The organism is Sphingobacterium sp. MYb388, assembly GCF_037479535.1.
Taxonomy (GTDB): domain Bacteria; phylum Bacteroidota; class Bacteroidia; order Sphingobacteriales; family Sphingobacteriaceae; genus Sphingobacterium; species Sphingobacterium anhuiense.
In genome coordinates, this window is sequence record NZ_JBBGYV010000002.1 from 502,319 (window position 1) to 527,616 (window position 25,298).

The window sequence follows — 25,298 nt, forward strand, 5'->3', positions numbered from 1 at the left end:
TGTGATAATATGTTAAACCGATGCAAATATAATTGATTTTTTTAATCTTTTCAATATATTTGCAACATCATTGCATTAGCAGGTACTTATATGAAGCATTTTTCTTTTTTGATATTTATCCTGATCACTTTTCAATCTTTAAAGGCACAGAAATTAAGTATACGGCGTATTTTAGATCAAGAAAAATCAGTTATAACCGATACTACTTTTCAGTTAACTACTAGAGATAAACGAACTGTACCTATTCCTATCACATTGGTTAGCGGTTCAGAAAAGGGACCTACTTTTACCATTATAGCCGGGATTCATGGAATGGAATATCCGACCATATTGTCGCTATTGCAATTGCGTAAAGAAATAGATCCTAAAAAATTAAAGGGAAATCTAATTATAATTCCAATTGCCAATGTACCATCTTTTTATAGCCGTACTCCATTCGTAAATCCAATGGACGAAAAGAATCTGAATCGGGTTTTTCCAGGTCATCCCAATGGCAGCATTACTGAGGTGATGGCAGATTTTCTTACACGCGAAGTTTTTAGCGCAACAGATGTGCTTTTGGATATGCACGGTGGAGATGTAGGAGAAGATCTTATTCCTTTTATATGTTATTATAATAATGAAGAGTTCAAAGCACAGACTAAAAAGGCTGCTCATCTCAGTGAGATTAGTGGGTTTGATACCATTGTGTCCTATCCCTATATTCTCAATGCTCATCAACCTGCGATGTATGCTTTTAAGCAAGCCGTCAGTCAAGGGATTACTGCATTAAGCATAGAAATTGGAAAACTAGGTTACTGGAATAAAGACGAAGTCTCAAAGACCAATGATGCTATTTACCGTATGCTATTTGCTTTGAAGATGTATGATAAGAAAGATATTAGTCCGACTTCCTTTAAAAAGATCAGGTATACCAAACAAGCATATATTTCGGTTCCTGTTCAAGGTATATTTTATAGCAATATCAAGGCTGGCGACCATGTGCAACGCGATGATGAGATCGGTTTTATCACTGATCTTTTCGGTAATAAGATCAGTACAATTTTGGCACCGGCAACCGGAGTGATTCTTTATAAAATCGGTACGCCCCCTGTCAACATAGGAGAGACGTTATGCTGCATTGGTATTGATGATAATTTTTCAGAATAAGAGTTTGTGAATATTTAGAAAATATATTGTTACTGTTAAAATAAATCAATGCTTTAAATAGCACATTCTTTGAACTTTAGAAAATTATTCAGCAAACTTCTTCACAACCAAACTTTTAATTTATTGCTTATAAATAGAAAAATTAATTGAGATTCTATTAAATTCATTAGTAACCTGTATTTTTTATCGTTATGCTGTTTTAAAATATATTATTTTTCTTGTTTTATAGCCTCTTCATTGTATTTTGTGTTGTTAATTTCGATAATTGCTATAAAATAATTTGTTAAATTATTTACAATCAAACTTTCATATCACTATTTTAAAACAAAAGCTTTATTATGAATAAAAACCTAAAGACAATAGCTTTTCTCTCTATTGTTTATTACTACGGGTACTTATGCCCAAGTAGATAAGTATCAATGGAAAGAAGCAACAGAAGGAGGTTATCAATACAAGTATGTTACTAATGATCCCATTCAAACTCGTTTTTACAAATTGAAGAATGGTCTTACGGAAATACTTTGTCAATTACTGGTTTGATCTGATTGTTCTCGATAAATTCGTTCATGTCTTCAAATGAAGCTTTTGAGCCGGCCTGTACTCCGGTTATGGAAATGCTTTTCAGCATTACATCCAGTACGGATATTTCAGCACTGATACCGCCAAGCATACCGACAATGGCAATTCTGCCACCAAATTTTGTAGCCTTTAAGGTTTGGTAAATTCCTGTTCAAGACATCTCCAGTGCCAGATCTACTCCTAAACCGGCCGTTGTATCCAGCACTTTATCAGTCCACTCTGGTTCCGAAACATAGTTAATGGTCACATCTGCTCCCAGTTCTTTTGCCGTTTTCAATTTTTTATCACTACCCGAAAGGATCACCACTTTAGCTCCTTTTGCCTTTGCAAATTGCAGGGCGAAAATGGAAACACTATCGGTACCTTGCAACAGGACAGTTTGTCCCGCCATTAGTTCGTTAATATTTGAAATGGCTTCCCAAGCGGTTACACCCGCCAAAGGCGTAACAGCAACCTCCTCAAAGATCAGAGTGGATGGTGCGTTTACTAGAAATTCTTCCGGTACTGCAATGTATTCCGAAAATACGCCACGCTGCTCTATACCCAGACGCGTTTTCAAATCTTCAGGTTTTAGTTTCCCATTTTGCCAACCCTGTATGTAGTGAGTAGAGACACGGTCCCCGGGTTTGAAAGCCGTAACCTTGCTGCCGATTTGCTCTACAACTCCAACAGCGTCTGATCCTAGAATATGTGGTAGCGGTTTCTCAAAAGCTCCCTTAGCTAGCATCAGGTCTAATTTTTTAGTCCTTGAGCGTTCTTATTTTCAAAATTCTTCGATATAAGAAGCTGCTTCTAGAATAATTGATGAAGTTTCTTGGGATTTAGAAAGCATAGAAAGGTGTCCTGCATCCAAATTGAATACTTTTTCCGAGCTCATTCTCTTTGCCATTTCATTTTGGGTTTCAGCCGGTAAAATTTGATCATCGGTTGATATCTGGTACCAGCATTTCTTATTCTTCCAAGCAGGATCGTTCATTTCTGCGCCAATACATACGCTATGGATGGGACGTTGGCAAACGGCTAATACCATTCCATTCTCAGCATCAAGATCCTGACAAAGCGAATTATGAAATTGTTCTTCTCTAAACCAGAGAAATCCTTTCTTGTCGGGGTAAATATTTTCAGCACCGTAACTTTGCCTTCTTCCCAACAGCATTTCCAGACTTTCCCCTGTATCAGGAGCAAAGGCTGCTAAATAAACTATTCCTACAACGTTCTTATGATTTCCAGCTGAAGTTACGACTATGCCACCATAGGAATGACCTACCAGCAAAACCGGACTTCCGGCATTTTCGATCATATCTACTGTTCTTGCAACATCTTCTTCTACAGAAGATAGTGAAAGCTGTACGGCTCTAACGACATAACCTGCTTTTTGTATAAAAGGTATAACACCTTTCCATTGAGAACCATCTGCCCATGCACCATGCACTAAAATTATTGTCAGATTTTTTGTCATTTCCATTCTTTAAGATTGTCTTATCTAAGACAAATTTACAAGATATTGCTTTCTTAAAAATTCACTTAAGTTAACTTTTAGAAATACGCTTTCTTATTCTGCTTAATGACTGTGGCGTGATACCAAGGTAGCTTGCAATATATTTTTGAGGTATAAACCTAAAGATATGAGGACTTTTTTTTAGTAGATTTGTATATCTAGTTTCCGGATCAAAATAAAGCAGATCTTCAATTCTCTTCCTGGATTCCAAATACAACATCTCTTTCATTTCTCGTCCATAGGACAGCCAATAGGAATCAACGGAATACAGATTTTTAAGATCATCCTTGTGAAGAAGAAATAATTCAGAGTCTTCGACAGCTTGGATATTTAAGGTACATTCCTTATTCGACAAAAGACTCTCATATTCTGTAAATGGCTGCCCAGAAAAGTGGAAATTATAACTGATATCAGCTCCTTTGTCATTTATATGGAAGCTACGTAATGTACCGCTTTTTACAAATGCAAAATACTGACAACGGTCTCCCTGTCTTAAAAAGTATCCTGATTTTTCAATAAGCCTTGTTTTGAGCAATGGGAAAAATTTGTCGAAATGGAATTCACTTAGGTGAAAAATATTACTGTATAATTTGAAATTATTATCCATATCCTTTTGAAAAATAATATATATTAACCACATTAATAAACTGAAATAAATTTTATTAATTGATCACTTTTGTGAATAAAAAAACTATTCTTATTGATTTTTTAGTATCTTTTATGTTCTTTCAAAAGCAAATATAGTGAAATGCTTTCCATAGGAGTTATTCAGTTATAATTTTTTAGAATGTCGGCTAAATAAATACATCAAAGATTCTAGAAACAAAACTTACCAGTTTTGTAGACTCCTACATATGGTTCTCGAACCAATCAAGTACCAGTTGTGGATTTTTCCCAAAGTAGTTGTAGCCCTGAAAACATTGATCCGTTCCCTCAATCCAGAAGAGTTTCTTGTGAGTAGAGGAAATTTTGTAGTATATTTCCTGTACGTTTTGAAGGCTTGGTTAAAAAATCATCCTTCACTTGAACAACTAATGTAGGAAGGGTTACCGCACTTGAAAAATCGAGGCCAGACATAGGCGATATGAAAACCTGTTTTTATATAAAATACCTTGTCAAATAGTTCAAGTCCGTTATCAATTTTTTGATTTTCCAAAGCTTTCTGTACAAATACAGCAGGTGTTACGGGTTGAAGTACAATCATTGCCTTTATATGTTTGAATTCTTTGGTGTGCTTCTTCATCCCAACAATAGTTGCATTGGCTCCTAGATAACGATTGTACAGACCGACTTTCATTTTCTTCGTATCAGGACGTGATTTAGCATAGCGCAACGAACCTATCACATCACGGTATTCCAATAATCCATGTCCGTTGATACCTCCGCTTCCCATAACGCTCCTACCATGGTTACGCATATCATAGGTTAGAATATTGTATCCTGCGTCATGCAAGATTTTGTATTCCGGAAGAAAGTTTACCTCAAATTCTCCAAAATTTTTCCAAGGTTCAAGGTGTCCAGGATATCCGTAACGATTGCAGGGCATCGGATGATTAAAGATTAGCAGCTTATCCGATTTCCCGGGAATATAACGTCCTTCTATCGTTACGCCATCCATAGCCTGAAAAAAGATCTCTTCATGCTCCATATCATATTCATTTGGTGTTCTTAATATAGGTGTACGTGTGGAATGAGACATCATCTCAGCCATTCCGTTGATGAAGTCTTCGGGACTTGTACCTAGATTATTTTCCATTGACGTGCTATCAACTGTTTTCCTTGAAGCTGAAAGCCATGATAATGGCCCTAAAGCAAGACTGGCTCCGATCAGTATAGTTCTGCTCTTAAAGCTTCGACGGTTCAGTCCGCCATGTTGTTTTTCCGCTGAAGTATTTTTATTACTGTCTTTCATATATTATTATTTGGATAGTGAACTTGCTAGCACGGTTAATTTATTGCTCATAAACAGAAAAATTAATTGAGAGCCTGCTTAATTAAGTGGAGATCTGTTTTTTTTATTGTTTTACTGTTTTAAATAAGTGATTTTTCTTGTTTTTTAGTGTTTGCATTGTATTTTGTGTTGTTAATTTCGATAATTGCTATAAAATAATTTGTTAAATTATTTACAATCAAACTTTCATATCACTATTTTAAAACAAAAGCTTTATTATGAATAAAAACCTAAAAACAATAGCTTTTCTCTCTCTATTGTTTATTACTACGGGTACTTATGCCCAAGTAGATAAGTATCAATGGAAAGAAGCATCAGAAGGAGGTTATCAATACAAATACGTAACTAATGATCCCATTAAGACCCGATTTTACAAATTGAAGAATGGTCTTACGGTCATACTTAGTCCAGATACAAAACAGCCCCGTATACAAACTTATATCGCCACTAAGGCAGGTAGTAAGACAGACCCGAAAGATCATACTGGATTAGCTCATTATTTGGAGCATATGCTATTTAAGGGTACTGATAAATTTGGGAGTTTAGACTGGTCAAAAGAAAAACCTTTGTTAGATCAGGTGGACAATCTTTATGAAAAATATAATCATTCCACTAATGATACCGAACGTGCCACTATTTATAAAGAAATTGACCGCGTATCAGGCGAAGCCTCTAAATATGCTATTCCAAATGAGTATGATAAACTGATGAGCAGCATGGGGTCAAAGGGTACAAATGCATTTACATCATTCGAGCAAACGGTTTATGTAGAGGATATTCCAAACAATGTTGTGGATAAATATTTAGCTGTACAAGCCGAGAGATTTAGAAATCCTATTCTTCGATTGTTTCATACCGAGCTTGAGTCAGTTTATGAAGAAAAGAATATCAGTCTGGATAATGATAATAGCAAATCAACAGAAGCAATTTTCGCAGCAATGTTTCCTAATAATAATTACGGAAAACAAACTGTTCTGGGATCGGTAGAACATCTCAGAAATCCATCTCTGAAAGCAATTCGTCAATATTATGAGACCTACTATGTTCCCAACAACATGGGAATCATTATGTCAGGCGATTTTAATCCGACAGATGTAATCAAGCGTATTGATCATGCTTTTTCATTTATGAAATCCAAGCCAGTTCCGGCTTATACTTTTGAAAAAGAAAAACCTATCACGACGCCAATTTCAAAAACAATTGTAGGTCCATCTTCAGAATATATTTTGATGGGATTCCGCTTCCCAGGTGCGGCCAGTTCCGACGCACAATTATTAAATCTCATGGCCAATGTGCTTACAAATGGCTCGGCAGGACTGATTGATCTTGATCTTGTGAAATCGCAAAAATTGCTAGGTGCAGGAGCATTTTCTTATAATTTGAAGGACTATTCGATGTTGCTTCTTCAGGGAAATCCTGGAGTAGGCCAGAGTTTAGAAGAAGTTAAAAAACTTTTATTAATGGAGTTGGATAAATTAAAAAGAGGAGATTTTTCAGAGGACCTTCTTACTTCAATTGTCAATAATGAAAAGAAATCACAGATTAAACTGTACGAAAATTATAATCAAACTGCGGAACAGTTGATGTCTACATTTACTTCAGAGCTAGACTGGGCAAACGAACTGGCATATACAGACCGTTTATCCAAGATTACAAAAAAAGACATTGTAAATTTTGCAAATAAATACCTTTCAGATGTCAACTATGTGACCATTCTGAAGGAAAAAGGGCAGGACATGAATGTCGCTAAAGTTGAGAAACCAGCTATTACCCCGATCACTGTAAATAGAAATGTGCAATCTGCATTTTTAAAACAGATCAATGAGATGCCCGAGCAGGATATAAAACCGAAATGGATAAATTTTGAGCAGGATCTTTCAAAATCAAATTTACAAGACTTAGAATTATTAGCTGTTCAAAATAAAAATAACGAACTTTTTAGCTTGACCTATCATTTTGATTTCGGTAAATGGGATAATAAGTTATTGGGTATAGCAGTAGGCTATCTGGAATTTTTGGGTACAAAAGATAAAACAAGCGAGGAATTTAGCAAATTGTTCTATAAGTTGGCTTCAGATTTTTCTGTTTCCTCCGGTAATGAAGAAAGTAGTGTTTCCATCTCTGGCTTGAACAGTAATTTTAAAGAATCTGTAAGTTTATTACAGGATCTTTTACATAACTGCATCGTAGATGATGCCGCATTCAAATCTTATATAGAGCGCTTGAAAAAAGCCAGAGCAAATGCAAAGGAAAGTAAAGCGACTATCATGGAGGGTTTAAAAGCTTATGCACGTTATGGTGAAAAAAATCCTTTTAATTATACGTTCACTGACCAAGAATTAGACGCATTAAATCCTAAGGATCTAGTTGAGGTATTGCATAATTTAGCAAATGCAAAACATCGTATTTTGTATTATGGTCCTAAAGCAGTTACTGATTTAGTGGTGGATTTAAAGCCATTGAAAGATAAAAATACTTCATATTATTCATTAGAAAAAGGACTAAAATTTGTGGAAAAACCAACAAATGCAAATAAAGTCTTATTTGCACAATATTCAATGAAGCAGGTAGAATTGTTCTGGCTAAGAAATTCTGGATTATTTGATAAAAATCAGATGCCTACCATCACTTTTTTTAACGGATACTTTGGAGGTGGCATGGGGAGTATTGTTTTTCAGACTCTTCGTGAATCAAAAGCATTAGCTTACTCAACATATGCTTACTATGGTCAACCCCAAAAGAAAGCAAACCATGGTATGGTTGGGGCATATATCGGAACACAATCAGATAAATTTAAAGATGCGGTAAGTGGTATGAATGAACTCCTCAATGAGTTGCCTGAGTCTACTGTTGCTATGGAATCTGTAAGAACAAATCTTTTAAAGTCATTAGCTAGCGAACGTGTTACCGGTGTTAGTATCCTTTCCAGTTATTTGGGTGCTCAGCGTTTAGGTCTTACAGATGATTCTCGGAAAGTCATTTATGAAAAAATACCTCAACTTTCTTATATAGATCTCAAAGCTTTTCATACTGAAAATATCAGCCAAAAACCGTACACATATTGTATCGTAGGAGATGAAAAAGACTTAAATGATAGCAATATTACCAGTCTTGGCGATATGAAAAAATTAGATCTAAGTGAAATATTTGGGTACTAATAGCATATCTATACCGGATATATTTTAGTTTTTTAAGGGGGTCACGTTATTTTACGATGGCCCTTTTTTATTTTAGAGATTGTTTACTTAAATCTATCCAAGCAGAACCGTTTTAAAGAATATTATATTTAGTAATAATAGATCGCAAAGGAATTGAACTTTTCTGAACTTATCATTATAACCCGATCATAATTTCGTTTTTATAATTTTTTAGCTATTATATTAGTGATGTTGAAGCTGATTTTTTTAAAATTGCTTTATCTTTTACATGTTATTCTGATATGTAATTCCATTTCTAAAGCATTTTATCTTTTTAAACTAATTATCTATTTTAATTTTAGATAACTGTATTAGCAAAATGAGAGATGCAGACCAATTTTTTTGTGATATAAAAGATTTTAAATTTCTAATCACTAGTAAATTAAATTGGAAATTTAGTGTCACTTTTAGTTTCTGAGAGGACAAAATACGTTTGTACGGTATTTACTTGTGGAAGAACGGCTAATTTGTGTCTTAGGAAGACGTGATAGGCTTCCATGTCCCGGGTGGCAATTCGAAGCATAAAATCATATGATCCTGCCATTTGGTAACATTCCATTACTTCTGAAAATTTTGACACTTCTTTTTCAAAGTCATTAAGTACCTCTGCAGTGTGCGCTTTTAAAAAAACTTGTGAAAAGGAAATTAATCCAATACCTACTTTTTGTCGATCTAAGATGGCAATTATTTTCTTGATATAGCCGTTGGCTTTAAGTTTCCGAACCCGATCGTGAATCGCAGGAATGGATTTATGAAGGGCATAAGCCATTTGTTTATTACTCATTGTCGCATCTTCTTGCAGCAATCGTAGTAATTTAATATCTGTATCGTCTAGTTTATTCATTTGCTTTTTTTTAATAGGTGATAGTTATCATGATTTATAACCAGTAGAATAGCATGTCGATAACAGTTGAAATAAGTATATCTCCGGATGTTAATTTTTTTACTATGAAATTTACACTTTATTTTTAAGGTTTTATGCTTCAAAATGATTTTGTAGTTATCTATGCGAATATTCGTTGAATATGATAAATAAGCATTTATCATATTCAAAAATATCTATTTTGTAACTTTAGCATCCAAAGTGCAATTTAGAAAAATGATAGATCGGCCATTTGATGAGCTAAATATCTTTCAACGTCCAGTGCAGCCATACAACCAGTGCCTGCTGCAGTTATAGCTTGCCTATAGATATGATCCTGAACATCGCCACAGGCAAATACACCTGGTATATTTGTAGCTGTTGATCCTGGTAATGTTTTTATATATCCATATTGATCTAATGCTATCTTTCCTTTAAAAATAGCAGTGTTTGGGGTATGGCCTATCGCGACAAATAAGCCTGATACAGGTATAACAAATTGTTCGTTCGTATTATTGTCAATGGTAATAACAGCATTGACACCCCGATCATCACCCAGTATCTCCTTAACTTCTGTATTAAAATAGATTTTTATATTTGGAGTACTCATTACGCGGGCAAACATCGCTTTGGAAGCTTTGAATTCCGCTTTTCTTACTAGCATATGGACGGTAGTACACATTTTTGCAAGGTATGTGGCCTCTTCGGCAGCAGTATCTCCTGCACCTACAATCGCAACTTCTTGATTTTTAAAGAAAAAACCATCACATACTGCACATGCTGATACTCCAAAACCGTTATATTTCTCTTCCGATTCAATTCCTAACCATTTCGCAGTTGCACCTGTAGCGATGATAACCGTTTGTGCATTTATTGTTTTTCCGTTATCTATTTCGATTAGGTGCACATTGGCATCTGCGGAGAATTCTACTCGAGTGATCATTCCAAATCGTACATCTGCACCAAACCTCTGTGCCTGCTGCTTCAAATCGTCCATCATTAATGGGCCCGTTATTCCCTTAGGGTAGCCTGGAAAGTTATCAACTTCAGTGGTTTGTGTAAGTTGTCCTCCAGGCACCATACCTGTATACATCACTGGTTTTAAATCTGCCCTTGCAGCATAGATAGCGGCTGTATATCCAGCAGGTCCAGAACCAATTATTAAACATTGCACATGTTCAGTTAAGATTTCATTCATAAATAATGGACTGTTTAAGTTTGTAATTAATTCAAAAATAGGATGAATAAATTGAAGATTATATCACCTGTTAAATATTTGAAAAAATTATCAAATGCAATCATTATAACATTCGGTAACTGAATATTTTCTTGTTATGTGAGTTTTAAGCAATAGAAATTTCGGTAAAAATAGAACTGTTTTGATATTATTTTTGAATTTATTGATATTTGATTTAAGTTTTAAATATTATAAGAGAGCTATAAACCTGTTTCTACCATTTTTAGTTCTAACTAATTTAGTTTTAAAAATTTACTATTAAAAGTTATTGATAATGAGAGAGAAAGAGCAAATTTCCGTATTTGATATGTTTAAAATTGGTATTGGACCTTCGAGTTCCCATACTTTGGGCCCATGGCGTGCTGCACAGTCATTCATTAATGCTCTCGTCAAAATCAATCAACTTGAGAATGTTAACAGCCTTGTTGTTAATCTTTATGGTTCTTTGGCCAAAACGGGACTAGGGCATGGAACTGATGTTGCCATATTACTCGGACTATCCGGAGATGACCCTATCATCTTTGATGTTGATGATGTACTTCCTAAGTATAGCAGAATTAAAGATAGTCGCCAACTTTTCTTGAAAGGTGTCCATAAAATCGATTTTGATTATCAGAATAACCTAATTTTTCATTGGAACAAAATTGATGGCTACCATCCAAATGGAATGTCTTTTGTCGCATTTTTTAATGACGGTTCGTCTTTTTGTGAAAACTATTACTCCATTGGAGGTGGTTTTGTGGTGCAGAAGGAAGAAGTGTCGATTGCCTTTTCAAAATTCAATCTACCTTACCCTGTGGATACTGCTGCTGATTTAGTATCATGGACCGACAAATTAGATTGCAAAATATCCGAACTGGTATTTCGAAATGAATTAGTATGGAGGGATGAAGCATCAACATTAAGGAAAATGGATGATATATTTGAAGTCTTCAGTGCTTCTGTGTATAAAGGATGTCATAGTTTTGGGCATCTTCCAGGAGGGTTGAACGTTCAAAGGCGTGCTGGAGACCTAAATAAGAAATGGTTAAAAGCAGGTAATTATAATAATTTCGATAGTTGGATTAAAAAGATTGGAATGGGTGAGAAATCATTTGAATCAATATTAGATTGGGTAAGCTGTTTTGCACTTGCAGTTAATGAAGTAAATGCATCGTTTGGAAGAGTCGTTACAGCACCGACAAATGGTTCTGCGGGCGTTATTCCCGCCGTACTTTTATATATGATCATCTTTCGTGGCAAATCCGATAAACAGGCTGTTTATCAATTTATTGCAACAGCATCAGAGATCGGTTCAATATTTAAGAAGGGCGCTACTATTTCTGCAGCCATGGGTGGCTGTCAGGCAGAGATTGGTGTGTCTTCTGCTATGGCTGCAGGGGCTTTAACCGAATGCTTGGGTGGTACTACTAGACAAGTTATCATGGCATCAGAAATTGCGATGGAGCATCATCTTGGATTGACATGCGATCCGATTGGAGGCCTTGTACAGGTTCCTTGTATAGAGCGAAACTCGATGGGGGCTATCAAAGCGATTTTGGCTAGCCAGCTAGCTTTAAATTCAGATCCGATGAAAGCGAAGGTGAGTCTTGATGCGGTAATAGCTACCATGTGGGAAACAGCAATTGATATGAATACCAAATACAAAGAAACAGCGGAAGGCGGACTGGCGAAAAAAGTTCCAATAAGTCTAGCTGAGTGTTAAAAAAAAAAATTCCAGCTGATTTAATTATCCATTGTATTTATAAATCTACAGAAACCATAATATTTTTAAGGAAATCAGTTCCATAGTATTGCTTAGAAATATTTTTTTAACCATCTGATGGAATAAAAAAATCTGCTAACATAGATACTAGTGATCTTAAAGTCAAAGCATCATTGGTAGAAATTATATTATCTTACGTCTCATTAAAAAAAGACTCTCGTATTTGTCTCTATGATTACAAAAGAAATTCAATTTAGCATTGATTTCCGTTATTAATTAAAAAGTAGATTTTCACTCTATGTTCAATGTACAGCAATCTTGATTACTGATTATCAGCTAAAAGTCGGCTCAATATTATAACGTGCAGTACATTTGTTAGTCAAAAGTTAATAAATTGGAAGCACTCAGAACAGTATCAGGTAGATTTTGTAACTTTTGAATTTTTCAATAATAATGAGCAATAGCATTAAAACTGATAGAAAAAATGACATATTCAGTGTATTGTAAGAAGGATTTGTCTTAAAAATTGTTAATTTTACTTTAAATAATCATAAATTTTAGGTTTTTTTAGGAATTAAATTATAAGGCTTTCCTATTAAAAGCAAAATATCAATTTTAAATTTTGGAGTAAAAAGATGAGGCACCTGTCAAATGTAATCAATTATAAAAAACTTACTGATGGTGAGCTCATTTCTTTGATTAAGGAACAGGATCGTCTTGCTTTTACGGAAATTTATGATCGTTACGCCATCACGGTGTATTACAAAGTGAATAATATACTTCGTGATGAAAATGCTTCAAAGGACTTAGTCCAAGATCTTTTCGCTTCGATTTGGTCGAAGAGTGAAAATATAAAGAGCGAAGAAAATCTGGCGGGATATTTATACATAGCATCAAGAAATAGGGTGTTAAAGCTTATTCAAAAAGGAAAGACAAGATCCGACTACCTTACTGAATTAGGGAAATATTCTTCTTCGGTCAGTTACGATACTATTGAGAAACTTGATGAAAAGGAAATGATGATGCTCGTTGCCGACGAAATCTCTAAGTTACCGACTAAAATGCAGGAAGTCTTTCAATTAAGCCGTGTCCAAGACCTTTCACATAGAGAAATTGCTAAAGTATTAAATATAAGTGAAGCGACCGTAAAAAAACAAGTTCAAAACGCACTACGTATACTACGGGAACGACTTTCAAAGTATAACACTTATGGTTTACTTATATTAGCCTTGTTTAGAAGCTTTTAAAGGACTATTCTGTTTTTTAAAATCTAATTATTAAATTAAAGTTACTTTTTTTTTAATTTCTTCTACTCCCTTGATGTTCTTCAAGGGTATTACTTATTATATGATTAACAATTCAGGGGTATAGGTAAATTATTATGGACAATCAGACCGGACGTGACCTTTTAACCAATTATTTGGAGGATAATAGTAACGAACTTGAAAAGAAAGTCGTTGAGGAGTGGTATGCGAAACAATTGCTTGCAAATATTTCCGAAAAAACTGAAGTTGAAGATTACGAAAGGATTAAATCGGAAATGTGGGCTGCACTTGCAATCGAAAATAAGCGCACCTTCTACAGATCTAGCTTTTTGAAAGTTGCGGCAGCACTATTTATCATTGGCAGTATTAGTGTACTCTACTTTTTTCAAAATCAGATAATTCATAAAGAATCGAATAATTACGTCGAACAAGAAATTCTCCCCGGGACAACAGGGGCGACTTTAACGTTGTCAAACGGTCATCAGATAAAACTATCAGAAATACTGGACGGAGAACTTACAGAAGAAGCAGGAATTTCCATATCTAAGTCAAAAGATGGTTTTTTGGTTTACGGAAAAACGACTGATCGTCTTGAAAAGAATGTTATACATAAACTATCTACCTCAAATGGTGAAACTTTTAAAGTTATTCTCCCTGATAAATCCAAAGTATGGTTGAATGCAGCATCTAGTTTAACTTTCGATATAAATTTCGAAGGAAAGGATAAGCGAGAGGTGAAGCTAGAAGGAGAAGGGTATTTCGAAATTGCCAAAGATGAGCTTCCCTTTTTTGTTGAAACCGAACAACAAAAGGTACAGGTAACAGGTACACATTTCAATATTAATGCTTATCAAAAAAGCAATATTAAAACCACTCTGCTCGAAGGCTCAGTGAATGTTTTAACGAAAATAGAAACAAAAAAATTGCGACCTGGGCAGCAGTCTATAAATCGTAATGGTCAATTAGCAGTACGCAAAGAAGCTGTAGAAACCGCAGTTGCATGGAAGAACGGCTATTTTACTTTTGATGGGGATCTTAAGACTGCTATGGCTATGCTATCAACTTGGTATGATGTAGATGTTGAATTTACATTGTCTGCTCCCATGGATCTAAAATTATGGGGACGAATTTCTAGAAATAATACGTTAGCGGAAGTATTAAGACAGATAGAGCGAACCAACAAAGTGCATTTTAATATGAAGGGGCGCAAAATTTATGTAACCCAATGACAATCTAATTTATACATTAACAACCTAAGAGAATTATGAAGAAGAAAAGAGAAGTACCTTGACAAATTTAAAGTAGTAGGATATACTGAATAAAGCCGCAAAGTGTACCACCACTTCACGGCCAAAAAGTGAAGTAAATCTCTACATTCAATTGACTAACTAACCCAATTATTGTACAGAAACTAAACCATTATCAAAGGTATGGAAAATACTTTTAATTATCTCGTACGGCATATAGTACAGCCATCTAAAGTATTGCTTATTATGAAGTTGATTTTTGTCTTCATGACAATTTTTATAATCCAGGTTTCAGGATCAACCTTTGGGCAGGTTGTTTCCCTGAATAAAAAGAATGCTTCCTTAGAAGCCATCATTAACCAGCTACAGGAACAGACTGGTTATGATTTTTTATTAGATCGAGATATACTAAACAGTTTTGATAAAATTGATTTGGTTGTCAAAAACGTAAGCCTAAATGAAGTTCTTAAAAAAATCACTGCTAATAGCGATATCATTTACTCTATAGAAGGACGTTCTGTCGTATTGACAAGAAATAGCTCTAAATCGCGTGTTCAGGAAAAAAAATCAGTGCAACAAGAAATATTTGGTGTGGTAACCGATGAAAGAGGTAGCCCTCTTTCTGGCGCTACAGTGAAAGTTAAAGGAAAGCAAGTGGTTAAATCAACGGAAAAATCCGGCTCTTTTTCGCTAAATGAATTAGTAGCTGGAGATGTGCTTATTGTAACTTTTTTAGGCTATGAATCGCGTGAGTTCAAAGTGACCTCCTCCCATCTGGAAGGTAAAGATTACCTGATTATCCAATTATCTGCACTGGTAGGGCTATTGGACGAAGTCTCAATTGTCAATACCGGTTATCAAAAAATAAGTAAAGAAAACGTCGTTGGATCTGTTTCAACGATGAGTAGCAAAGAATTAGAGAAACGTAATACAGTAAATATTTTAGATAATCTTGAAGCAACTGTACCTGGTTTAGTCCAGTACCAGGGGGTGACAACGATTAGAGGAGTGAGTACAATGCAGGCTAATATGGGGGTATTGGTCGTAGTAGACGGATTACCAATCGAAGGCTCAATTGCCGATATCAATCCATATGATGTGGAAAACATCACTATATTAAAGGATGCTGCCGCCGCTTCGATTTATGGAGCCAGAGCTTCAAACGGCGTTATTGTAGTGACCACAAAAAGCGCTAAGCAAATTGGCAAGACTATAGTGGAATTTGGTTCAAATTTAACGGTTACAGAAAAGCCAGATTATAGTTATTACAATATGATGACAGCTACAGAACAGGTCGATTATGAGCGTAAATATAGTGAATGGTGGTTTAATGGCGGAGGAGGTACTATACCAGATCCGATAGGTTCTTTTGAATCTTCTGTAGCACAAGGCAGTATGATTACCCCGGTTCACTATGCAATCTACCGATTCAAATCAGATCCTGCAAATTTTAACGAAGGGCAACTTAATGAATTGTTGAACAAGTATAAGGAAAATGATTTCCTAAAGGATTACAGAAAACATGCACTTCGTAATAAATTCCTGCAACAACATAATGTTGCATTTCGGACAAATTCAGGAAAAGCCCAGAATAACCTTGTCATTAATTACAGGGATGACAATGGTGGCATTATAAATGCCTACGACCGGCAAGTAAATCTTTTCTACAAGGGGTCTTATAAGTTTAATGATTGGCTAGACGCAGAGTATGGGGTTAACAGTGTAATCGGGAAAAGTAGACAACATAATAGTAGGTTTGCGATTGATCCCTTGAGTGCGCCCGCTTATATGGGGCTGTATGATGCGGATGGAAGTCGGTCAGACCTGAGGATTTATTATAATGCATATAATAATATCACCGAAACAACTCCTGAACTTTTCTCTACGAGTTTTAATCACTTAGATGAACTGGAACGCGATTTCAATAACATTTCCAAGTTGAACACGCGGTATCATGTTAACTTGAACATTAAAATAATACCTGGATTGACGATCCGACCTATGTTTCAATATGAGGACAACCGTACAGATAACTCAGCTTATGCAGAAGCTAATAGCTACCGTATGCGTTGGCTCCAAAATGTCTATACGCAGCAATCTTCGGCAGGAGGAGGATTTGAATATACAAATTTACTACCTCAAGGTGGTATGCTTGCAACCAGACATGCCAAAGGTGCTAGTTATACCACAAGAGCACAGGCAGATTATGTTAAAGAATTCGGTAAGCATTCCCTAAATGCATTGGCAGGTGTAGAATTCCGTGAAACACGATATGGCGGTACAAAAGGACTTCTCTTGGGGTACGATGAGCAATTACAGATCCACAGTACAGCTAATGTGAATTTTGGCCAATTATATCAGATGACATCTAGTTTTCTGATACCAGGCTATAATCCGCAACAGTTTGATTATTCAACTTTTGCAGATAATATAGGCATCATTGTCGAGGATTGGCACAAATTTGCATCAGCCTATTCAAATCTAACATATACATATGACGGGAAATACAATGCATTTGGTTCTGTGCGAAAAGACTATGCCGATCTATTTGGTGGAGATAAGAAATATCGTGGGAGACCGCTATGGTCTGTAGGAGCATCCTGGATCGCTTCAAAGGAAAATTTCCTTAGTCAATATTCATTCATTAACTTTTTAAAAGTAAGAACTTCTTATGGTCTTACAGGTAATATGGATCCTACGACACCGGCTATTTTAGCCGCAACGACTGGAGTCAATGAAGAAACAAGACAACCAAATGCTTCGGTTACAACGCCTCCTAATCCATTTCTTCGATGGGAAAAAACAGAAACCATCAACTTCGGAATTGATTTTTATTTGTTCAGAAATAAGATTAAAGGTACAATAGACTGGTACAGGAGACGAGGTACTGATCTTTTGGCTAATAGAAGAATGGATCCATCTGATGGTTTTTCTTCCATGGTTATTAACAACGCAAGTATGCTAAATAATGGAATTGAAGGTAGTCTAGGTTATGAGTGGTTTCAACCGAAATCAAACGAAGACTTGTTCTGGTCTACTAACCTCATAGCATCCTATAATAGGAATAAAATTACCTATGTTGATCAAGTTACAAGAGCACCTTTTGAACTTGCAATGGGTGATGGATTTAAAGAGGGATACCCTGTACGATCTCTTTTTTCTTTCCCTTTTGCAGGTTTAAATGAACAAGGATTGCCGCAGTGGTATAATGGGACAGGTGGTGCTACTACGCAGTCATTAAGTGCTGCTGATATTGATGCTATGGTATTTTCCGGAGGGACTGATCCCAAAATTAATCTAGGATTAAATAATGATTTAAATTACAAGGGATTCTCAGTTAGTATTTTTGCTGTCTATTATGGAGGTCATTATTTTAGAAATCAGCCTTATCCTGTTCCTGAACTTATGCAGGGACCATTTAACAGAGCATTGCCAAACTATCTATTAGCGAGTTGGACACCTGAGAATACCAATACTTATGTACCTGGAAGTGGTGAATATTATAGGGAAACATCTTCAACAAATCAATATGAATTTGCGGATAGAGGCGTTCGCTCTGCCGATTTTATAAAGATCCGAAACATCGTCTTTGGTTACAGCCTTCCACAATCGTTGGTCTCAAAAATGAAAGCTAGCAACATTAAGTTTCGCTTTCAGCTAAATAATCCTGCTACGATATGGACAAAAAAGAATGATCTAAAAATAGACCCAGAGACATTAGGATTGCCACTTCCGACCTCTTATGTGATGGGTATCAGTGCTAATTTTTAATAGAAAAACAGAGTATGAAAAGTTTCAGAAATTTAGTATCCATCGTTGCAGTGCTTTTATTTTTGAGCAGCTGTGAAAAATATACAGATATTTCACCAAAGGGTAAAAACCTGCTCGCCAGCGCAAATGATTTGGATTTATTAATGAATGTCAATTATTCAGGTAATGGATTTAATACACTTAAGCAGTCTGTATTAATAAACGATATGTATCCCCAGGTTACCAATGTTCCAAATCTTATCAGTGGTAATGTGAAAAGTCTCAATTACGCTTTGCTAACTTATGATGAGACGATTAACAGGGCAGACCTGACTGGTACCGATGGTCCTTATGAAGGTTTGTATGAAATTATCTCACGTGTATCCAACATCGTATTGACGCAAGCTGATAATGCAAGTGGCGATCCAAATTTGATAAAACAGTTAAAGGCTGAAGCACTTATTATCAGAGCTTATTTGCATTATATCCTGGTCAATATTTATGCAAAGGCATATGACCCCGCATCGGCGGCTACGGATGGGGGCATTCCGTATGTTGACGATATCGTACTTAACGATGTGAATTCCAAAAATACAGTGCAGGAAGTATATGAAAAGATGGTGGCCGATGTGAATGCCGCTCTTGAATTAGAATCTTTACCTGATAAACCTAAAAATAACATGCGGGTGGGTAAAGCATTTGCATTCGCTGTCAAAGCACGCATACTACTGTCAATGCGTGATTATGAAGGTGCTTTAGAGGCATCAGATGCTGGCTTGCAATATAATAACGTTTTAGAAGATCATCGTCCTTTCCTCCCTGCGGGTAGTGGAGGGTCGGGTTTGGTAGTTGCTCGCGATGGGCTTACAGCACCAGATAATTTACTTTATGCCTATTTTGGTAAAGCATGGCCAAATACCTTTGCTCCAACTTATGAGATTTTAAATAATTACTATGAGACAGGTAATATATTGAAAGATCATACGCCCACATATGACTATGTATATGGTCAGATTCTTTATGGGCTTCCTGATATACCTATGTTTTTCGCCTTTTCTTATCAACAAAATGCTGCGGGAATGACCACATCAGACCTAAGTCTCGTTAAGGCCGAAGCACTTATCCGTCAGGGACAGATTTCCGAAGGGATGGACATTGTCAATCAGATCCGTATTAGACGCGTTTATCCCTACACACCTATTTCAGCTTCAACGGAAGCTCAAGCAATGGGATTACTACAGAAAACGAATAGGATTGAATTTTTATTTACCTGGAGAAATTTTGTGGATATCAAGCGTTGGAACAAAGAGGGCATATATACTGTATTAACCCAAAGGACAATAAACGGAACAACATATACCTTATCTCCGTCATCGCCCATGTGGATCTTTCCTTTTCCACAGAGTGCAACAAATTTTAACCCGACGTTACAACAAAACTATTAAATAACTAAAATTAAAGAAATTAATATGAAAAATAATTCTAAAAAAATGAACATTTTAAAATTGAAGTTTATTGTTGTTGCACTTTTACTTTTTACAAGTGTGCAAGCGCAGGAAAAAACAAAACTGGGTATTGGTTCTAAAATCCCTCCTTTACGTTATGCAAAATGGATTAAGGGCACAGAAATCAAGGAGTTTAAAGAAAACCACGTCTATGTTTTCGAATTTTGGGCCACCTGGTGTGGACCTTGTATCGCTGCCATGCCCCATCTTTCCGAATTGGCGAAAAAATATGATGGAAAGGCAACTTTTATAGGTGCCAATGTTTGGGAGAAAGTGGGCGATAGGCCTTATGAATCATCTCTGCCTGCGGTTGAAAGGTTTGTTAATTCAAGCGGTGATCGTATGTCTTACAATGTTATTGCAGACAATAACGCCCAAGACATTTCAAAAACATGGCTTGCTCCTGCCGGTCAAGCAGGAATTCCGGTAACATTTATAGTTAAAAACAATATTATCCAATGGATTGGTCATCCTATGAAAATTGAAGAGGTGATTAATGAAATTATCGATGGATCTTTTGATCCGATCGCCTATCAGAAAAAGCATGAAAAGGAAAATTCAAAAGAACAGGAACAACGCGATAAGATTAGCCGCATTTTCAAAGCAATTACTACCGCAGCTGAAGCAAAAGATTTCGACTTAGCGTTTAAACTTACTGACGAAGGTGCAATTGAGTTGCCTGTAATGAAATATGCACTGAAATTTCAGAAGTTTAAAATTTTACTTGATAACAAGACTGAATCAGAGGCAATGAAGTATGCCGATGAATTATTGAAAGAAGATCGTGATAGTTATGCAACGATGCTCGCTGTGACCATTACAGACAAGGACGGTCTTTCAAAAGAAAGCTACGCATTAGCTAGTGAAATTTTCGAGAACGATTCAAATAAAGTATCTATGCTTTTAGAAAAATTAGCGCTTACTTATAGCAAAATGGGCAATTATCAAATGGCTGTAAATTCGATGGAAAGGGCTATTGCCAAAGGTCAGGAAGAATTGAAAGATGAGAGTTTTGTAGGGCGTATTTTTGACTATACTATAGAAGATTATAAAAAGAAGTTAGCAGAGTATAAATCTAAATTATAGCAGATGATTAAAAATTTAGTTGTACTCCTCATGTTAGTTCTTTGTAGTAAGGAATATTGTTACTCACAACAAATGAAGCCTGGTACGGTAATTCTTTTAGCGACAAAAAGTGCGGTCAATATAGATCGCGCTGTAGATTCGTTACTGAATGGTTCTGAAGAGGATGCAAATTCTGTATTGCAATATTATCGAATTAAACAGGATATTGCTAAGGTCAATAGCGTCACGGATATAATTTCAAGAAAATATCCGCGAGGTGAGGCAGCAGCGATACAAGCGACACTGCATCTTCATCAGCAATCTGATATGGTTGAGGTAGAAAGGCTATTTGATGAGTTTGTTAAAAAGTTCGACAACCAGCAGGTGATTAACCTTTATCCAGTTATGGCCGACAGAGCTGCAAAAAGTAGGAGTCTAGAGCATTTTATTAAATATTGGGGTAAAATTCAAGATACCAGGACGAAAGATATGATATTGAAACTTTGCGGTCCGATGTTGATACAACGTGATCCTAATCGTATGAAAATTCTCTTTGACAAGAAGCTTTCAGAGTTTAATATCGAAAAGGATAACCTAAAGGAATATTATGATCTATTAGAAATCTATTCTGATATCTATATGGAGTTAAAGGATTACCCTAAAGCACTAAATGAGATCGAACGTGTGTTTTTATTCCGACAGGAAAAAAGTGACGATTTATTGCAGAAGTATGCTAACCTATTATCTTTAAACAAGCAGTACGAAAAATCTTTTGTCATAGTTGATAGTTTAATACGTAAAGGAAAAGGTAATGAAGAATTAAAGAATGAATTGACAATATCGTTTAATCAACTTTTTCCATCAAATGACGTTGAGCACTATTTGCAAGGTATCCAGTCGAAGCTTAAGATGCAGATAACAAAGGATATTGCAAAGGATATCATCAAAGAAAAGGCTCCTGATTTTCTAATTACAGATGCTAAAGGTAAGTCCTACCGTTTAGCTGATTTCAAGGGTAAATACTTGATCTTGGATTTTTGGGCGACGTGGTGTGGACCATGTAAAAAGTCTTTTCCAGCAATGCAACAGGCAGTAAACAAATTTGAGAAGGATACTGATGTTAAGTTTTTATTCATACATACTTGGGAGCGTTCAAAAAATCCAATTGAAGACGCTGTCACATATTTGAGAGAGAACAATTATACGTTTGATCTTTATATGGATCTAAAAGACGATAAGACTAGGGTAAATCCTGCCATATCTCAATTTGGAGTAGATGGCATACCTGCAAAATTTGTTATAGATCCTCAGGGTTTTATTCGTTACCGTGGAGCAGGTTTTGATGGGGGCGACGATACATTGGTCTCGGAACTTTCTGCAATTATAGAATACATTAAACGTAAGTAATGCGTACACAAATAACAGGAATTTCCCTAACTAGCCCTAGGGATTTCCTGTTATTTTTGTTTTAATTAAATTAACTATTTTTTTACTAAACCCTTTGCTTTTAATATTGTCCACTATGAATATCGAAATTTTACAGCCGATAGTACACTATACTCTTCATCTTCTAGCGCCAGGATTAATAGCATTTGTTTTTTTTAAAAACCAGTGGAAGCGGGCTTGGATCATTATGATTGCCACTATGTTAGTCGATCTTGATCATTTACTCGCCACTCCTATTTTTGATCCCGGGCGATGCAGTATAGGGTTTCATCCTCTTCATTCTTACTATGCAATCGGCATTTATATTTTATTGGTATTATTTCCAAAAACAAGAATCATAGCAGTAGGTTTACTCTTCCATATGTTTACCGACTGGCAGGACTGTCAATGGTCTTATCTGATGAAATAAAAAGCTAAATTTGTGATATATGGAAAAATTTGAAGATTTCAGTTCATACAATCAATATCTTGGCTTGGTTGCTCCGTTCGACAATGATATTGATGTTGGATATTATTCACCAAAAGAAATGCTATTGAAGTCAGATCCTATCATAGTAGATTTTTACAGGATTTCTATCAAGATGGGATATAGCAATAAATTTGACCCCAATGCAATACCTTTGAATGCTGTATTTTTCAATAGTCCTGAAATTGCAGTTGGTTGGGATGTCGATCCAACATATACCGGGATGTACGTACAGCTTTCAAAGAAAGTAATCGACCAGAACCGGTATCTATTCAGAACTTACCTTGACTATGGACAGCACGAGGCTTTGTATCTGACTGATGAGGAGGTGGAAGAAATCAGTGCCGTTTTTCAATTGATGATTAAATATTACGAAAGGGGAAAGCGAAATTTTAATGTTCTGCTGTCTTATGTTAATGTGCTGATATCTTTGGTAGAAGCATTTTATATCAGACAGTTTTCCACCGATCCAAAGCAGTACAACCGCATCGTTTCAGACTTTCAGCAGAGTTTAATAGACTATTATAAGCACCCTGTGAAACAACTTCCTGGCGTTCAGTATTTTGCAGACAAATTAGGGTTGACATCGAATTATTTGGGTGATATAATAAAGCATTTTACAAAGAAGTCTGCTCTTGAAAATATTCACGAATTTGTAATTAAGCGGGCAAAAGAATTATTGGAGCAAAACCAGCAAATGAATACAGCAGAAGTAGCTTATCAGTTAGGATTTGAATACCCAAATTATTTTTCAAAATTTTTCAAAAAGCAAGTCCGTTTATCTCCAAAAGAGTACCGATTACAGTTCACCAAAAATTGAGAGAGTACATTTATGCAATGCCTTCTTACGAAGTTTTTTTTATCAGTAATCTGTTTCTTTTTTTTTAGTAGTCTGTTTCCATTGGTTGCATTTCAAGCTTCTAATTTTGTATTATCATTTTAAAACAAAAGTATGAAAGCAAAAATAACTTTGATAACCTTGATCATGCTGTTATCATTCGGAAGCAAATTATTGGCTCAAAACACGCCATCTAAACCGAATTCTACAAACAAAACGGTTTTACTGATTAATACTCATTTAACCTACCCAGGTTGGTCAGAAGGAAAACTAAATGCTTCATTTTACAATGTGGCAAAGGAATTTTTTATCTCAAAAAAATCAATAATTGATAAAGCAGCTTATTTATAGAGGTTTAAAAGACATGAAATCGTAATAGGTAACGATTTAGTAATGGTGCTCTTTGCATTCAATTTCTTCAATTCACCTTGTAAACTCAGCTTCAAAAATACAAAAAATAACAAGCGTAACGAACTTCAAAGATTATTTTATTCTTTAACCAAAATAAACTATTTGGCTACGGCATCATTACAAAAGATGAATTTTGTAAATTTGTGTAATGAAAAAATTTGTAGACTTCACTTCATACAATCAATATCTTGGTTTAGATAGCCCGCTGAACAATGATATCGACGTAGGCTATTACGCTCCTGAAAAAATGCTACTAAAATCAGAACCAATCATAGTTGATTTTTACAGGATTTCTATAAAAATGGGGTATATAAATAAATTTGACCCCGAAGCTAAGCCTTTGAATGCAGTATTCTTCAACAGTCCGGAAATTGCTGTCGGTTGGGATGTAGTTCCAACCTACACAGGTATGTACGTGCAACTTTCAAAAAAAATAATCGAAGAGAATCGTAATCTTTTCAAAACCTATCTCGACTACGGACAGCACGAAGCATTGTATCTGACCAACGATGAGGTAGAAGAAATTAGTACCGTATTTCAGTTGATGATCAAATACTACGAAAGGGAAAACAGAAATTTCACGGTGTTACTGTCTTATGTTAATCTACTTATTTCATTGGTGGAGGCATTTTATAAACGGCAATTTTCTACCGACCCCAAAATATACAACCGTATCATAACCGATTTTCAGCACGAGTTAATCAATTATTACACCCAGCCAGTTTCCCAACTTCCAAGCGTTCAGTATTTTGCCGACAAATTGGGACTGACATCGAATTATTTGGGCGACATCGTGAAGCATTTTACCAAGAAGACTGCCCTTGAAAATATCCACGAGTTTGTGATTAAAAAAGCTAAAGAACTATTGGAGCAGAATATAGAAATGAATACCACGGAAGTAGCTTATGATCTGGGATTTGAATACCCTAACTATTTTTCAAAATTCTTTAAAAAGCAAGTCAACATGACGCCTAAGGAATATCGACAACAGGCTATAATAAAAAAATAGAGTTCTCTAAACAGTAATCTTTAACTATCAGTAGTTTGTTTCTTTTTTAGTAGTATTTTGTTTCCTAAGCTTTTAGAATTCCGTTCTAATTTTGTCTGACTCAGTTTAACTTACAAAA

At 35.6% G+C, this 25,298-nt stretch carries 18 protein-coding genes and 1 pseudogene; 13 read left to right on the top strand and 6 right to left on the bottom strand.

Going from position 1 to position 25,298, the window contains the following annotated elements; all coding sequences use genetic code 11:
* Positions 1–90: 90 nt before the first annotated feature.
* Positions 91–1,149, top strand: coding sequence for a succinylglutamate desuccinylase/aspartoacylase family protein (locus tag WH188_RS08045; protein ID WP_339423733.1), 1,059 nt, complete (start codon positions 91–93; stop codon positions 1,147–1,149).
* Positions 1,150–1,657: 508 nt separating this feature from the next.
* Here the strand turns inward: WH188_RS08045 and WH188_RS08050 are convergent.
* The 4 genes and pseudogenes from WH188_RS08050 to WH188_RS08065 all read right to left on the bottom strand — a co-directional run bounded on the left by WH188_RS08050 (position 1,658) and on the right by WH188_RS08065 (position 5,138).
* A pseudogene (locus tag WH188_RS08050) lies at positions 1,658–2,455 on the bottom strand (zinc-dependent alcohol dehydrogenase family protein).
* Positions 2,456–2,491: 36 nt separating this feature from the next.
* Positions 2,492–3,187, bottom strand: a complete 696-nt coding sequence (locus WH188_RS08055) for an alpha/beta hydrolase (RefSeq protein WP_339423734.1) — start codon at positions 3,185–3,187, stop codon at positions 2,492–2,494.
* 70 nt (positions 3,188–3,257) lie between these two features.
* Positions 3,258–3,833 carry a Crp/Fnr family transcriptional regulator gene (locus WH188_RS08060; protein WP_339423735.1) on the bottom strand — a complete coding sequence of 192 codons (576 nt, stop codon included), beginning with the start codon at positions 3,831–3,833 and terminating at the stop codon, positions 3,258–3,260.
* Between the two features lie 405 nt (positions 3,834–4,238).
* Entirely contained in the window at positions 4,239–5,138 is a 900-nt protein-coding gene (locus WH188_RS08065; RefSeq protein WP_339423736.1) for an alpha/beta hydrolase family protein, read from the bottom strand.
* Between the two features lie 257 nt (positions 5,139–5,395).
* Here WH188_RS08065 and WH188_RS08070 point away from each other — a divergent pair, with 257 nt between their 5' ends.
* Positions 5,396–8,335: a M16 family metallopeptidase gene (locus WH188_RS08070; RefSeq protein ID WP_339423737.1), complete on the top strand. Its 2,940-nt coding sequence runs from the start codon at positions 5,396–5,398 to the stop codon at positions 8,333–8,335.
* A 421-nt stretch (positions 8,336–8,756) separates the two neighbouring features.
* Here WH188_RS08070 and WH188_RS08075 read toward each other — a convergent pair whose 3' ends face one another.
* Entirely contained in the window at positions 8,757–9,218 is a 462-nt protein-coding gene (locus WH188_RS08075; protein ID WP_339423738.1) for an Lrp/AsnC family transcriptional regulator, read from the bottom strand.
* 247 nt (positions 9,219–9,465) lie between these two features.
* Entirely contained in the window at positions 9,466–10,434 is a 969-nt protein-coding gene (gene trxB / locus WH188_RS08080) for a thioredoxin-disulfide reductase (protein WP_339423739.1), read from the bottom strand.
* 313 nt (positions 10,435–10,747) lie between these two features.
* Between trxB and WH188_RS08085 the strand changes: the two genes are divergently transcribed.
* From WH188_RS08085 to WH188_RS08135, 11 genes are all read left to right on the top strand, one after another.
* Positions 10,748–12,178, top strand: a complete 1,431-nt coding sequence (locus tag WH188_RS08085; protein WP_339423740.1) for an L-serine ammonia-lyase — start codon at positions 10,748–10,750, stop codon at positions 12,176–12,178.
* A gap of 635 nt (positions 12,179–12,813) precedes the next feature.
* A complete protein-coding gene (locus tag WH188_RS08090; RefSeq protein ID WP_339423741.1) occupies positions 12,814–13,425 on the top strand; it encodes an RNA polymerase sigma factor in 612 nt (203 codons plus the stop codon).
* 134 nt (positions 13,426–13,559) lie between these two features.
* Positions 13,560–14,672, top strand: coding sequence for a FecR family protein (locus tag WH188_RS08095; RefSeq protein ID WP_339423742.1), 1,113 nt, complete (start codon positions 13,560–13,562; stop codon positions 14,670–14,672).
* Between the two features lie 201 nt (positions 14,673–14,873).
* Complete coding sequence (locus tag WH188_RS08100; protein ID WP_339423743.1) at positions 14,874–18,461, top strand: SusC/RagA family TonB-linked outer membrane protein; 3,588 nt, start codon at positions 14,874–14,876, stop codon at positions 18,459–18,461.
* A gap of 14 nt (positions 18,462–18,475) precedes the next feature.
* On the top strand, positions 18,476–19,885 hold the full coding sequence (locus tag WH188_RS08105) for a RagB/SusD family nutrient uptake outer membrane protein (RefSeq protein ID WP_339423744.1): 1,410 nt from the start codon (positions 18,476–18,478) through the stop codon (positions 19,883–19,885).
* Between the two features lie 45 nt (positions 19,886–19,930).
* A complete protein-coding gene (locus WH188_RS08110) occupies positions 19,931–21,031 on the top strand; it encodes a thioredoxin domain-containing protein (protein WP_339423745.1) in 1,101 nt (366 codons plus the stop codon).
* Between the two features lie 3 nt (positions 21,032–21,034).
* Positions 21,035–22,417 (top strand): TlpA family protein disulfide reductase, encoded by a 1,383-nt coding sequence (locus tag WH188_RS08115; RefSeq protein WP_339423746.1) that lies wholly within the window; start codon positions 21,035–21,037, stop codon positions 22,415–22,417.
* A 115-nt stretch (positions 22,418–22,532) separates the two neighbouring features.
* A complete protein-coding gene (locus WH188_RS08120) occupies positions 22,533–22,865 on the top strand; it encodes a DUF6122 family protein (protein WP_339423747.1) in 333 nt (110 codons plus the stop codon).
* A 19-nt stretch (positions 22,866–22,884) separates the two neighbouring features.
* On the top strand, positions 22,885–23,742 hold the full coding sequence (locus WH188_RS08125; protein WP_339423748.1) for a helix-turn-helix domain-containing protein: 858 nt from the start codon (positions 22,885–22,887) through the stop codon (positions 23,740–23,742).
* Between the two features lie 132 nt (positions 23,743–23,874).
* Positions 23,875–24,111: a hypothetical protein gene (locus WH188_RS08130; RefSeq protein ID WP_339423749.1), complete on the top strand. Its 237-nt coding sequence runs from the start codon at positions 23,875–23,877 to the stop codon at positions 24,109–24,111.
* Between the two features lie 208 nt (positions 24,112–24,319).
* Positions 24,320–25,180 carry a helix-turn-helix domain-containing protein gene (locus tag WH188_RS08135; protein WP_339423750.1) on the top strand — a complete coding sequence of 287 codons (861 nt, stop codon included), beginning with the start codon at positions 24,320–24,322 and terminating at the stop codon, positions 25,178–25,180.
* The last annotated feature ends 118 nt before the right edge of the window (positions 25,181–25,298 follow it).

Coding starts and splice junctions, on each gene's coding strand:
- WH188_RS08130 (WP_339423749.1), top strand. CDS start 23,875: ATGAAAGCAAAAATAACTTTGATAACCTTGATCATGCTGTTATCATTC.
- WH188_RS08135 (WP_339423750.1), top strand. CDS start 24,320: ATGAAAAAATTTGTAGACTTCACTTCATACAATCAATATCTTGGTTTA.
- WH188_RS08085 (WP_339423740.1), top strand. CDS start 10,748: ATGAGAGAGAAAGAGCAAATTTCCGTATTTGATATGTTTAAAATTGGT.
- WH188_RS08120 (WP_339423747.1), top strand. CDS start 22,533: ATGAATATCGAAATTTTACAGCCGATAGTACACTATACTCTTCATCTT.
- trxB (WP_339423739.1), bottom strand. CDS start 10,434: ATGAATGAAATCTTAACTGAACATGTGCAATGTTTAATAATTGGTTCT.
- WH188_RS08125 (WP_339423748.1), top strand. CDS start 22,885: ATGGAAAAATTTGAAGATTTCAGTTCATACAATCAATATCTTGGCTTG.
- WH188_RS08060 (WP_339423735.1), bottom strand. CDS start 3,833: ATGGATAATAATTTCAAATTATACAGTAATATTTTTCACCTAAGTGAA.
- WH188_RS08045 (WP_339423733.1), top strand. CDS start 91: ATGAAGCATTTTTCTTTTTTGATATTTATCCTGATCACTTTTCAATCT.
- WH188_RS08100 (WP_339423743.1), top strand. CDS start 14,874: ATGGAAAATACTTTTAATTATCTCGTACGGCATATAGTACAGCCATCT.
- WH188_RS08110 (WP_339423745.1), top strand. CDS start 19,931: ATGAACATTTTAAAATTGAAGTTTATTGTTGTTGCACTTTTACTTTTT.
- WH188_RS08095 (WP_339423742.1), top strand. CDS start 13,560: ATGGACAATCAGACCGGACGTGACCTTTTAACCAATTATTTGGAGGAT.
- WH188_RS08105 (WP_339423744.1), top strand. CDS start 18,476: ATGAAAAGTTTCAGAAATTTAGTATCCATCGTTGCAGTGCTTTTATTT.
- WH188_RS08055 (WP_339423734.1), bottom strand. CDS start 3,187: ATGACAAAAAATCTGACAATAATTTTAGTGCATGGTGCATGGGCAGAT.
- WH188_RS08090 (WP_339423741.1), top strand. CDS start 12,814: ATGAGGCACCTGTCAAATGTAATCAATTATAAAAAACTTACTGATGGT.
- WH188_RS08065 (WP_339423736.1), bottom strand. CDS start 5,138: ATGAAAGACAGTAATAAAAATACTTCAGCGGAAAAACAACATGGCGGA.
- WH188_RS08115 (WP_339423746.1), top strand. CDS start 21,035: ATGATTAAAAATTTAGTTGTACTCCTCATGTTAGTTCTTTGTAGTAAG.
- WH188_RS08070 (WP_339423737.1), top strand. CDS start 5,396: ATGAATAAAAACCTAAAAACAATAGCTTTTCTCTCTCTATTGTTTATT.
- WH188_RS08075 (WP_339423738.1), bottom strand. CDS start 9,218: ATGAATAAACTAGACGATACAGATATTAAATTACTACGATTGCTGCAA.